The organism is Amycolatopsis thailandensis (assembly GCF_042723255.1).
In the GTDB taxonomy this organism is placed as follows: Bacteria; Actinomycetota; Actinomycetes; order Mycobacteriales; family Pseudonocardiaceae; genus Amycolatopsis; species Amycolatopsis thailandensis.
The window spans coordinates 1-12,304 of the sequence record NZ_JBHXJK010000194.1 but is presented as its reverse complement, the minus strand read 5'-3'; the positions used below and the strand labels follow the sequence as shown (position 1 = coordinate 12,304).

The following is a 12,304-nucleotide window of genomic DNA, read 5'->3' as shown; positions in this document are numbered from 1 at the left end:
CCACCCTCCACCCCGTGTACCACCCCGCGATCGAGCCCCCCCCCCCGCACACCCCCCCCCCCGCCCTTCATCCACCCCACAAACATAAAATTTTGGCTTTTCGGGGCCTAAACCCCCCCACGGGCCCCTTGAACCAGGCGACCTTTCGGGCTCTTGACAGCACGCCCGCACGTGCCGCACTTTGTTGCTGAAGACGGAACAACGTGCCTCATCCGCAACAGCGCCTGTCACCCCGATGCCCGTGTCCTTTGTGGACTGAACCGGGCAGGCAGGAGGTTCCCCGCACCATGCCCTCCGGACCCCGCGTCGTCGTGATCGGCGCCGGCATCGTCGGCTGCGCGCTCGCCGACGAACTCACCGAACGTGGCTGGACCGACCTCACCGTGCTGGACCAGGGCGACCTGTTCACCACCGGCGGCTCCAGCTCGCACGCACCCGGCCTGGTCTTCCAGACCAACGCCTGCCGCACGATGACCGGGTTCGCCCGGTACACCGTCGCCAAGTACGGCGCGCTCGACCTCGACGGCGGCCCCTGTTTCCGGCCGGTCGGCGGCCTGGAGGTGGCCACCACCCCGGAACGGCTCGCCGATCTCAAGCGGCGGCACGGCTGGGCGGCCGCGTCGGGGGTCGAAAGCAGGCTGATCGAGCCGGGCGAATGCGCCGCGCTGCATCCGATGCTCGACCAGGCCAAGGTGCTCGGCGGATTCCACATCCCCTCCGACGGCCTGGCCGAACCCCTGCGGGCGGCCGAAGCGCAGGCCCGCCGGGCGATCGCGCGCGGTGCCAGGTTCCTCGCGCGCCAGAAGGTCGTCAGCGTCGAGCGAGCGGCCGGCCGGGTCACCGGTGTCACCACCGGGACCGGGAGCTTCCGCGCGGACATCGTGGTCTCGTGCGCCGGGATGTGGGGCCCGTTGCTCGGCGAACTGGTGGACCTCACGATCCCGCTGGTCCCGATGGCGCACCAGTACGCGCGCACCAGTCCCCTGCCCCGCTTCACCGAGGGAACCCGGCCGATCCTGCGGCACCAGGACGCCGACCTCTACTTCCGTGAGCACGGCGACAGGATCGGCATCGGCGCGTACGGGCACCGGCCGATGCCGGTACCTCCTCAGGAGATCGGCGCCGGCGAGGGCATGCCCTCGGAACTCGCGTTCACGCCCGCCGACTTCGAGGATTCCTGGGCCGCCGCCGTCGACCTGCTGCCGTCACTCGGCGAGACCAAGGTCGAGGAGGGCATCAACGGCCTGTTCTCCTTCACCCCGGACGGCATGCCGCTCCTGGGCGAACACCCGGATCTCGACGGGTTCTGGGTCGCCGAAGCCGTCTGGATCACGCATTCGGCCGGGGTCGCGCGGGCGATGGCGCGCTGGCTGGTCGACGGGCAGCCCGGCGACGATCTGAACGGCTGTGACCTCGCCCGGTTCGAGCGGGCGCAGCTGGCCCCGGACTACGTCATGGCGCGCAGCTGTCAGAGCTTCGCCGAGGTCTACGACATCGTCCATCCCTTGCAGCCCATGGAAGAACCGAGGCCGCTGCGGACGAGTCCCTTCCACGAAAGGCAGGCGGCGCTCGGCGCGTTCTTCCTCGAAGCGAGCGGCTGGGAACGGCCGCACTGGTACGAGGCGAACGCGAACCTTCCCGAGGTCGACCTCGTGCCGGAGCGCGACGGCTGGGCCGCGCGGTACTGGTCCCCGATCGCCGGTGCCGAAGCGCTGGTCGCGCGGCAGCGGGTCGCGATGTTCGACATGACGTCGCTGAAACGCGTGGAAGTCACCGGCCCTGGCGCGTTGCCGTTCTTGCAGACGATGACCACGAACCAGCTCGACAAGAAACCCGGTTCGGTCACCTACACGCTGCTGCTCGACGAGGACGGTGGCGTGCGTAGCGACCTGACCGTCGCCCGGCTCGGCACCGACCGGTTCCAGGTGGGTGTCAACAGCGCCATCGACATCGACTGGCTGCGGCGGCATCTCCCCGGCGACGGCGCCGCGCAGATCCACGAGACCACGCCCGGCACCTGCTGTATCGGTCTCTGGGGCCCGCTCGCCAGAGCGGTTCTGCAGCCACTGTCCACAACGGACTTCTCGCACCGGGCGATGGGGTACTTCAAGACCAGGCAGGCGTACGTCGGCCTGGTACCGGTCACCGCGATGCGGCTGTCCTATGTCGGCGAACTCGGCTGGGAGCTGTACACGAGCGCCGATCTCGGCCGCGAACTGTGGGACACGCTCGCCGACGCCGGTCAGAAACACGGGATCATCGCCGCCGGGCGGGAGGCGTTCTCCAGTATGCGGCTGGAGAAGGGATACCGGCTGTGGGGCACGGACGTCACCGCCGAGCACGACCCATACGAAGCCGGTCTCGGGTTCGCCGTGCGGATGGACAAGGGCTACTTCATCGGGCGGGACGCGCTGACGGGCCGCTCGGCGGAGACGGCCACCAGGAAGCTGACCTGTCTCACGATCGACGATCCGTATTCCGTCGTGCTCGGCAAGGAACCGGTGTATGCCGACGGGCGTCCCGCCGGGTACGTCACCAGTGCCGCGTACGGCTACACCGTCGGCAAGAACATCGCGTACGCCTGGCTTCCGGCCGCGCTCTCGGTGCCGGGAACCCCCTTGGAGATCGAGTACTTCGGCGAGCGGATCCCCGCCGTCGTGGCGAACGAACCGCTGTTCGACCCCGGCATGACCCGGATCAGGAGCGCCGCATGACCCATTACGACGTCATCGTCATCGGCCTCGGCGGGATGGGCAGCGCGGCCGCGTACCGGCTCGCCCGGCGGGGGCGGCGCGTGCTGGGCATCGACCAGTTCGCGCCGGTGCACAACCTCGGGTCCAGCCACGGCGGCTCGCGGATCACCCGGCAGGCGTACTTCGAGGATCCCGCGTACGTCCCGCTCCTGTTGCGGGCGCACGAACTGTGGGACGGCGTCGAACGGGACTCGGGCCGGAAGATCTTCACCCGCTGCGGCGGGATCATGCTCGGCGACCCCGGCTCGCGGACGGTGTCGGGCAGCCTGGCCAGCGCCCGGAAATGGGAGCTGCCGCACGAACTCCTGGACGCGGCGGAGATCCGGCGCCGGTTTCCGACGATGAACCCGGCGGACCACGAGATCGCGCTGTACGAGGAGAACGCCGGTTTCGTGGTTCCGGAAGGCAGCGTGGCGGCACACCTGCAGCTCGCCGCGCGGGCCGGGGCGGATCTGCACCACGAGGAGAAGGTCCTTTCGTGGCGGCAGACGTCCACCGGGGTCCGGGTCGGGACCGCGCAGAACTTCTACACCGCGGAGCAGCTGGTGATCTGCCCCGGCGCCTGGGCACCGGGGCTGCTCGCCGAACTCGGCGTCGACTTCACGATCGAACGCCAGGTCCAGTACTGGTTCGCGCCGTCGGGCGGGGCGGGGCCGTTCCGCGCCGGACGGCATCCGATCTACGTCTGGGAAGGCGAAACCGGGCGGCAGTTCTACGGCTTCCCCTCCCACGACGACGCCGGGAGCGTGAAGGTCGCGTTCTTCCGCGGCGGCGAGACCTGCACGCCGGAGACCATCGACCGCACGGTGCACGCCGAAGAGGTCGACGAGATCGCGGAGTTCGTCGGCCGGAAGATGCCGTCGCTGCCCGGCGCGTTCCTGCGCGGGGCGACCTGCCTGTACACGAACACCCCGGACGAGCATTTCGTCATCGCCCGCCATCCCGCGCACGACCGCGTGGTGGTCGCCTGTGGGTTCTCCGGGCACGGCTTCAAGTTCGTCCCGGTGGTCGGCGAGGTGCTCGCCGACCTGGTGGTGGACGGCACCACCGAGCATCCGATCGCGCTGTTCGACCCCGCGCGGCTGACGGGAGCGTCGAGATGACGAGTCTCATCCCGACGCTGGGCGGCGGGTATTACACCGATCCCGCGATCTTCGCGGCGGAGCAGGAAAAGATCTTCGAGCGCCTGTGGTTTTGCGCCGTGCGTTCGGCGGACCTGGCGTCGGCGGGCGACTACCGGACCGTCCAAATCGGACGCGAAAGTGTGCTCGTCGGCCGAGGGCGGGACGGCGGACTGCGGGCATTCCTCAACGTCTGCCGCCATCGTGGCGCCCGGCTGTGCACCGAGGAGACGGGCACGGTGAAGCGCGCGTTCCAGTGCCCGTACCACGCGTGGACGTACGGGCTCGACGGCAAGCTGATCGCCGCGCCGAACCTCGTGAACCTCCCCGATGTCGACCGTGCGGAGTACGGGCTGCACACCGTGCACCTGCGGGAATGGCTGGGCTACGTGTGGGTTTGCCTCGCCGCGGACCCGCCGTCGTTCGAGGCCGGCGTCGAGGGCGCGGTGCGGGAACGGCTGGGCGATCTCGAATCGATCGGGCGCTACGGCCTCGACGGGCTCTCGGTCGGGCGCCGGATCACCTACGACGTCAAGGCGAACTGGAAACTGATCGTCGAGAACTTCATGGAGTGCTACCACTGCGCGACGATCCATCCCGAACTGACCGAGGTGCTGCCGGAGTTCGCCGACGGTTACGCGGCGCAGTACTACGTCGGGCACGGCGCCGGATTCGGCGAGGACGTCGAGGGGTTCACCATCGACGGCGGTTCGGGTTTCGAGCGGCTCGACGGTGTCGCGAGCGAGCAGGACAGGCGGTACTACGCGATCACCATCCGGCCGCAGGTGTTCGTGAACCTGGTGCCGGATCACGTGATCTTCCACCGGATGTACCCGCTCGCGCCGGACCGGACGGTCGTCGAATGCGACTGGCTCTATTCGGCCGACGTCGTCGCGTCGGGGCGTGACGTGTCGCGCTCGGTGGAACTGTTCCACCGCGTCAACGAGCAGGACTTCGACGCCTGTGAACGCTGCCAGCCCGCGATGGCGTCCCGTGCCTACCGCGGCGGCGGGGTGCTGATGCCCTCCGAGCATCACATCGGCGAGTTCCACGCCTGGCTACGCACGCATCTAGAGGACTAAACGCGGTAGATGCGCACGCAAGTACCGCATCCAGAGGACTAAACGCGGAGGAGTTCGGCGGCCAACGCGGCGGTGTCGACACCGGCGACGCCGTCGAGAACGTGCCAGGGCGCGAGCCAGCCCGTCGCGGCGAGTTCGTCGTAGACCACCGAGCACCTTTTCTGGAGCGCGTCGTCGGTCTCGAAGGAGTCCCGCGCGCGGTCGGCGTCGCTCGCGGCGCGGCGCTGCGCACGGTCGGCGGCGACGTCGGCGGTGACCCGGAGCAGCAGATGCGCGGCGGGCACCGGCAGGCCGAACCGGTCGATCTCCTGTTCGCGGAGCCAGCGCACGAACTCGCCGTCCGCGCCCTGGTGAAGCCGGGCGGCGCCATACGCCGCGTTCGACGCGACGTACCTGTCGAGCAGCACGACGTCGTGATCGCCGAGCCGGGCGCGGATCTCGTCGGCCGCGCCCCGGCGGTCGAGCGCGTAGAGCAGCGCCATGCCGTACACGGAGTCGATGAGGTCGCCGTGCCCGCGGTGCAGCGCTTCCTTCACCAGGTCGGCGTGCACGCTTTCGCCGTAGCGGGGGAACGCGATGGACGCGACGCTCGCCCCGGCGGCGTTCAGCGCGCCGGTCAGCGCGTCGGCGAGGGTGCGCTTGCCCGCACCGTCCAGACCTTCGATAACCACGAGTCGACCCACGCGGCCAAGGATAGGGCGAGGTGGTCGACCGGCGGGCCGGACGGGTCAGCTCACGTCCAGCCCACCGGTCCGCTAGGGGACGCGCCTCTTCGAGTGCAGGAAGAAGCCGGCGACACAGATCAGCAGCAGGCCGCCGAAGATCAGCAGCGGGACGAAACCGGTGTCCTGCGCGTCCGGCGCGGGGCCGCCGTCGCCGCGCGGCATCACCTGGGCGTTGTAGCCACCGGCCTTGCCTTCTTGGGCGTACGGCGAGTTCGCGAGCATCGCGCCATACCGGCCGGAGACCGTCCGCTGGTACTCAGCGAGGGTGGCCGTGGCACCGGCCGCGTAGCCGCTGGCGCCGGAGTCGAGCAGCGTCACCCGGCCGTCGCGCAGCGCGTACCAGGCGTCGACCTGGGGCTCGTGGAGCAGGGTCGCACCGGCGGGCAGCCGCCGGGCCAGTTCGCTTTCCCGGTCACCCGACGCGATGTTGCCGACGCGCCAGGCGCCGTCGTCGCCGCGGACCGACCAGACGGTCGCGGTCTGCCCGTCGGACGCCGTCACGGGGACGGCGACGTAGGCGAGTTGCCCGGCGATCGCGCCGTCACCGGCGACGAAGTCCCTCGAAAGCTCGTAAACCGGGAAGGATTCGTCGACGACACTCACCGACGGCGCGTGGCCCGAACCACCCGTTTGTGTGAGGAAGCGGCCGATTTCGGCACGCAGAGTGGGATCGTCGGCAGCCGCCTTCGCGGCCGCGAGATCTTCACTCGACAGGCTGTCCGCGCGCGCTCCGGGCGCCGAGATCAGCAGGGCGACCGCGACCAGCCCGGCGAGCCCGAGGTACCGCCGCGCGCTCATCGCCGGATCCCGGTGAGCGTGTGGGTCCAGGTGAAGGACTTGTTCCCGGCGTAGAAGTCGTAGGTCGACCAGTTGTAGCGGTTCCCGGTGGGCAGTGGATCCCCCCACGAGACCCACTTCCGGCCGGCGTCGTGGCCGTAGAGGACGTGCATGTGGCCACCGCCCGCGGCCCAGCCGACCCGCGTCTGCACCGGGCGCCCCGCACCGGTCTGCGCCTGGACGTCGGCGTAGGGGATGCGGCCCTTGAGGTAGTTCCCCGGCGCCGAGAAGCCGAGCTTGCCGAAGGCGCGCCGGACGTCGCCCAGCGTTCCCGGCTCGTCGGCGCACTCCCGCCGTCGCTCACCGTGGGCGATCCGGCAGAATTCGTTCTGGGTGACGGTCACACCGTGGTGTGCCGCGATGGTGTTGCCGGAAGCCACCCAGCACCACTGGGACTTCTCCTGCACCTGCATCGCGATGGTGTTCTGGCGGGCAGGCGGCTGGGGCAGCGCGCTCGCCGGGGTCTGGATCGCCAGCCACGCCGCGAGACTCGCGGCGCCGGCGGCGCAAACCCTGTTCGAGAACACAGGCACGACGGGCCTCCTGGTCACCATGGCGAACCAATGTGGTCACAACGGTGAACAGCAGGCTCACACAGAGCAAGATGGGCACTCGGCGGAACGGACCGTTCCGGGGCGTTTCCACACCCCGGAACGGTCACTCTTCCGGGGTCAACCACCCCGAACGGGGGACGTAGTGTTCACAGTGCGCTGCTACCGTGAACGTTCCGCGGTGTTCACGCTCAGCGCACACACTGGTCTGGTGAAGGGACGAGCGGTGACACGAGACGGTGCCGACGCGTTCTCGGCAGGAAAGCCTGCCTCGGACGTTGACACCCCGACGATCATCGACGGCACGCGCCGTCAATCGCTCGAATCCTTGCCCAAAGAGCTCGTCGAGGCCCTTCGCAGCGGCGAATTCCATCACGCGCTCCGGCAGGCGATCGCCTACCGCGGCCTCTCCCTGGCCAGGCTCCGCGCCCACCTCGGGCTGCGCGGTGTCCAAATCGGACAGTCGACGTTGAGCTATTGGCAGCGCGGCTTGCGCCAGCCGGAGGTGCCCAAGGCGCTCCCCGCGGTGCGCGCGCTGGAATCGGTGCTGCAACTGCCCGCGGACGCGCTCGTCGTGCTGATCGGGCCGCGGACGGCGCGGGCGCGCGGGCACCAGATGGCCGCGTCGTTCCACGACATCCGGTCCGGCGACATGGGTTCGATCGTCGACCAGCTGCTGGCGGAACTGGGCGCGTACCCGTCGTCCAACCGCTACAACGCCGACCTCGAAATGCTGTCGGTGCACGACACGATCACCTTCGACGCCGCGCACCGGCAGGTCGCGCTGCACACCCGGCTGGTGTGCCGGGCGCGCCGCCACGGGCCGGACCGGTACGTCACCGTCTACAACGGCGACCCTGGCTGCGACATCGGCGACGTCGAACTGGTCACCGCCGAGGGCTGCCGCGTCGGCCGGATCCGGCGCAACGCCGAGGCCGAGACGATGGCCACCGAGCTGCTCTTCGACCGGAAGCTCGCCGAGGGCGAGATCCACGTGTTCTGTTTCGGGGTCCACGACGATTCCGGCGCCGCGTCGCCCGGGTACTTCCGGATGCTGCGGGACCAGTGCTCGAGCTACCTGGTGCAGCTGAAGTTCGCGCTCGGCGCGCTGCCCGCCCGCTGCACGCGGCAGTTCCGGACGCGCGACGACGCCGTGCCCGTCGAGTCCGAAGAGCTGCCCTGCGACATGGGCGGCGTGACCAGTGGTTTCTTCAGCGACGCCGGGCCGGGACTGGCCGGCATCGAGGTCGAGTGGGAGTAGCGCGACGCGCTATGAAAGGTCCTTTCCTTGCAAAATTTGCAAGGAAAGGACCTTTCATAGCAGCGGCTCAGTACCGGTAATGGTCGGTCTTGAACGGACCTTCGACGTCCACGTCGATGTACTCGGCCTGCTCCTTGGTCAGCTTCGTGAGCTCACCGCCGAGCGCGTCGAGGTGGATCTTCGCAACCTTCTCGTCGAGCTTCTTCGGGAGGCGGAAGACCTCCTTGTCGTACTCCTCGTGCTTGGTGAACAGCTCGATCTGCGCGATCACCTGGTTGGAGAAGCTGTTCGACATCACGAACGACGGGTGCCCGGTCGCGTTGCCCAGGTTCAGCAGGCGGCCCTCGGACAGCACGATGATGCTCTTGCCGTCAGGGAAAACCCACTCGTCGACCTGCGGCTTGATGTTGATGCGTCGGATGCCCGGGTAACGCTGGAGGCCGGCCATGTCGAGCTCGTTGTCGAAGTGGCCGATGTTGCCGAGGATCGCCTGGTGCTTCATCCGCGCCATGTGCTCGACGAGCACGACGTCCTTGTTGCCGGTGGTCGTGATGATGATGTCGGCCTCGGGAAGGACGTTCTCCAGCTTCTTGACCTGGTAGCCGTCCATCGCCGCCTGGAGCGCGCAGATCGGGTCGATCTCGGTGACGACCACCCGCGCGCCCTGGCCGCGCAGCGATTCCGCGGCGCCCTTGCCGACGTCGCCGTAGCCGCAGACGACCGCGACCTTGCCGCCGATGAGGACGTCGGTGCCGCGGTTGATGCCGTCGATCAGCGAATGCCGGATGCCGTAGCGGTTGTCGAACTTCGACTTCGTCACCGCGTCGTTCACGTTGATCGCCGGGAACAGCAGCTCACCGGCCGCGGCGAGCTGGTAGAGCCGCAGCACACCGGTCGTGGTCTCCTCGGTGACACCGCGGACGCCTTCGCCGATCTTGGTCCATTTGCCGGTGTCGGCCGCGACCGAAGCGCTCAGCAGCTGGAGGAAGACACGGAACTCGTCCGAAGTGTCCTCGTCCGGGGAGGGGACGACACCGGCCTTCTCGAACTCGGTTCCCTTGTGCACCAGCATGGTGGCGTCGCCGCCGTCGTCCAGGATCATGTTGGGACCTTCACCGTCCCAGGTGAGCATCCGCTCGGTGCACCACCAGTACTCCTCCAGCGACTCGCCCTTCCAGGCGAACACCGGCACGCCCTTGGGCTCCTCCGGCGTGCCGTGCGGGCCGACGACGATCGCCGCGGCGGCGTGGTCCTGCGTGGAGAAGATGTTGCACGAGGCCCAGCGAACCTCCGCGCCCAGCGCGACGAGGGTTTCGATCAGGACAGCGGTCTGTACCGTCATGTGGAGCGAGCCCGAAACCCGGGCTCCCCGCAGGGGATACACCTCGGCGTACTCGCGGCGCAGCGCCATCAGGCCCGGCATCTCGTGCTCGGCGAGGCGGATCTCCTTGCGGCCGAACTCGGCGGCCTCGAGATCGGCGACGGCGAACTCGATGCCGTTGCGGGTGTCGTGCCGCTTGGCAACGCTTTCGGGGGTCATATGCGCGCTTCCTCCAAGGTTGGATGACAACGGAACAGTACCGTTGTCGGCTCAAAGCCGACTGAGACGGATTGGAGGCCTTCACCGTGGTCATGCCGGGTCCCGATACCCGCGTCGTCGAAATACGCGTACCCGGGCTAGTGGGCACGAGCGGTGAAAGCCTGCTGGATTCGACGTCGGTGGTCGACGTCGCCGGCGACGGGATCGGCAGGCTGATCCGGCCGTCGGACCGGCTGCGCCGTCCCGCTCCCGGTCCGGTGCTGCCCGCGCTCGGCCGTTCGATCCCGCGCATCCTCGAAGGCTACCTCTGGAGCGGGATGACGTCGGGGGGCGCGGCGAAGGCGACTTGGGCGCTGCTGTTCCCGTTCTCGCTGGCGAACGTCGCGCATTGGATGCTGCCGCCGGTCCCGGAGGGCAAGCGTTTCGCCGCGGCGCTCGGCGCGGCCTGCCGAGGGCTGCTGCGGGTGGCCTCGCTGCTGCTCACGATGCTGCTGATCAGCCAGCTCGCGGTGGTCTCGCTCGACCTGTTCGCCGCGCAATGCCTCGCGCCCGGTTCGAGCTGTCTGTCCGGCGTCCCGTCGTTCCTGCGGGACTTCCCGCCGCTGCGGACGGCGATCGGGGTGGTCCCGCTCCTGGTGCTGATCTTCGTGCTCGACCGGATCCCGTCGTCGGACTGGCGGTCACGGAACCGGTTGCACCGCGCCCACAGTTCGAGCCCGTTGCAACCACAGGACCTGCCGCGGACGCCGGGCCTGCGCACGCTGCACACCGTCGCCGCCTTGACCTGTGTCGCGCTTCCGTTGCTCGGCGGGCCGTTCCGGCTGCCGTCGACGACGTTCGACCTGATCGTCTGGATCTGCGCGCTGGCGCTCGCCGTCGCCTCGCTGCTGGCCTCGACGGTCGGTTTCTCGGCCGGGCCGGTGGTCCGGGGCGGGCTGATCGGGTTCGCCGTCGCGCTGGTCGGGATCGCCGTCGTGCGCCGGACACCGCTGCCCGCGGGGCTTTCGGGCGGCGGGCTCGGCGGAGCGGACGGGACGGTCGAGGCACTGGGCGCGTCGATGGTCGCGGTGACCGTACTGTTCGCGCTGATTCTCATCCCCGCGGCCTTGTTCGGCCGTTCGACCTGGAAGCACATGCCGCGACGGTTGCGGCCCTGGCTCGGCGGCTGGGCGGCGGCGCCCGTCGTCGCGCTCGCCGGCCTGCTCGGTGGCGGCTTCGGCGCGGGGCTCGCGGTCGCGCTGCGGAAGCTGGTCGGCGCGGACGATCTCCGCCTGCCCGACACCTATGTCCTGGTGACCGTCCTTTGGGGCGCCGGGCTCGCGCTCGCCCTCCTGCTCGGTCTGCTGGGCTTCGCGGTGGCCGTCCCGTTGCGACGGCTGCGTCGCGGCGTCCCGGAGGTAGTCGCGCTGATGGAGATCAGCGAATCCCAGGAGGAGGAAGCGGCCCGTGTCTGGGCCCGTGCCTCGTGGGAACGCAAGCATCTGCACCATCTCGCGCTCGCGGTGGCACTGGCGATGGCGGCGGGCGGCGGCGCGCTCCTCGTGCTGCGCTTCGGTTTCGGCCCGCTCGCGAGCTGGTTCACGCCGATCTCGGCGATCGGGGTGTTCGCGCTCGGCGCGCTGGCGGCGGGATTGCTGCGCGTGGTGTTCGCGGCCGCGACGAAACCCACGCGCAGCCGTCATCTCGGCGCGCTGGCGGACCTCGTGTGCTTCTGGCCGCGTGCCGCCCACCCGACCGTTCCGCCGAGTTACGCGCTCAAGGTCGTCCCGGAACTCGCGGACCGGGTCAAGGAACATCTGGCCGATCCGGGCACGCGGGTCGTGCTGTCCGGCTACAACCTCGGCAGCCTGCTGACCGTGCTCGCCGCCGCGCGCGTGATCGCCGATCTCCCGCCGGAGGACCGTGACCGCGTCGGGCTGCTGACCGCGGGTTCGCCGCTGCAATGGGGTTACCAGCGCGCGTTCCCCGCGATGCTGCCGCAGGCGCAACTGGCCGGGTTGTACGAGGATCTCGACGGCCGCTGGCGGGCGCTGTGCCGCGGCACGGACGTCTTCGGCGGCGGCGTCACGACGTGGCGGCATCGTGTGGTGGCCGGGAAACTGCTGGGCGACGGCTACCTGTCCGGCGGCGGGACCGGGCCGCTGGCGGCGGAACCCGACGACCAGGGTGTCCTGGTGCTCGGCGGCGATCACTGGCTGCCCGATCCGATGCGCGGGCCGACCGGGCGCCACCGCTGGGCCCCCGGCGTCCTCAAGCACACGGACTACGTCGTCGACGCCGAATGGGACAACGCCGTCGCGATGGCCGCCGGTCTCGGCCGTCCCCGCCCGGCGAACCCTTGGGGCGAACAGGGATCGCTGTTCGGGGACTTCCCGCAAATGCGCTGAAGTACATGAAGGCCCCCTTCCTTGCGCCTGGCGCAAGGAAGGGGGCC

The 12,304-nt window shown here is 69.7% G+C and carries 9 protein-coding genes; 5 read left to right on the top strand and 4 right to left on the bottom strand.

What is annotated here, in order from left to right; genetic code table 11:
* Window positions 1-287: 287 nt before the first annotated feature.
* From ACFWMR_RS39985 to ACFWMR_RS39975, 3 genes are read left to right on the top strand one after another with little or no spacing between them, the layout of a single operon-like run.
* Window positions 288-2,714 (top strand): GcvT family protein, encoded by a 2,427-nt coding sequence (locus tag ACFWMR_RS39985; protein WP_378382156.1) that lies wholly within the window; start codon window positions 288-290, stop codon window positions 2,712-2,714.
* Window positions 2,711-3,856, top strand: coding sequence for an N-methyl-L-tryptophan oxidase (solA, locus tag ACFWMR_RS39980; RefSeq protein WP_378382155.1), 1,146 nt, complete (start codon window positions 2,711-2,713; stop codon window positions 3,854-3,856). Before ACFWMR_RS39985 ends, solA begins: the two co-directional genes overlap by 4 nt.
* Window positions 3,853-4,956 carry an aromatic ring-hydroxylating oxygenase subunit alpha gene (locus ACFWMR_RS39975; protein ID WP_378382154.1) on the top strand — a complete coding sequence of 368 codons (1,104 nt, stop codon included), beginning with the start codon at window positions 3,853-3,855 and terminating at the stop codon, window positions 4,954-4,956. Before solA ends, ACFWMR_RS39975 begins: the two co-directional genes overlap by 4 nt.
* Before the next feature lie 38 nt (window positions 4,957-4,994).
* Here ACFWMR_RS39975 and ACFWMR_RS39970 read toward each other — a convergent pair whose 3' ends face one another.
* The 3 genes from ACFWMR_RS39970 to ACFWMR_RS39960 all read right to left on the bottom strand — a co-directional run bounded on the left by ACFWMR_RS39970 (window position 4,995) and on the right by ACFWMR_RS39960 (window position 7,045).
* Window positions 4,995-5,627: a dTMP kinase gene (locus ACFWMR_RS39970; protein ID WP_378276189.1), complete on the bottom strand. Its 633-nt coding sequence runs from the start codon at window positions 5,625-5,627 to the stop codon at window positions 4,995-4,997.
* An 84-nt stretch (window positions 5,628-5,711) separates the two neighbouring features.
* Window positions 5,712-6,479, bottom strand: coding sequence for a hypothetical protein (locus ACFWMR_RS39965; protein WP_093936660.1), 768 nt, complete (start codon window positions 6,477-6,479; stop codon window positions 5,712-5,714).
* Entirely contained in the window at window positions 6,476-7,045 is a 570-nt protein-coding gene (locus tag ACFWMR_RS39960) for a papain-like cysteine protease family protein (RefSeq protein ID WP_093936659.1), read from the bottom strand. The genes ACFWMR_RS39965 and ACFWMR_RS39960 overlap by 4 nt, the downstream gene beginning before the upstream one ends.
* A gap of 250 nt (window positions 7,046-7,295) precedes the next feature.
* On the opposite strand from ACFWMR_RS39960, the gene ACFWMR_RS39955 reads away from it, so the two are divergent.
* Window positions 7,296-8,330, top strand: coding sequence for a hypothetical protein (locus ACFWMR_RS39955; protein WP_378276181.1), 1,035 nt, complete (start codon window positions 7,296-7,298; stop codon window positions 8,328-8,330).
* Between the two features lie 67 nt (window positions 8,331-8,397).
* On the opposite strand, the gene ahcY is transcribed toward ACFWMR_RS39955, so the two are convergent.
* Entirely contained in the window at window positions 8,398-9,870 is a 1,473-nt protein-coding gene (ahcY, locus tag ACFWMR_RS39950; protein ID WP_093936658.1) for an adenosylhomocysteinase, read from the bottom strand.
* A gap of 92 nt (window positions 9,871-9,962) precedes the next feature.
* Here ahcY and ACFWMR_RS39945 point away from each other — a divergent pair, with 92 nt between their 5' ends.
* Entirely contained in the window at window positions 9,963-12,257 is a 2,295-nt protein-coding gene (locus ACFWMR_RS39945; RefSeq protein ID WP_378382152.1) for a hypothetical protein, read from the top strand.
* Window positions 12,258-12,304: the final 47 nt, after the last annotated feature.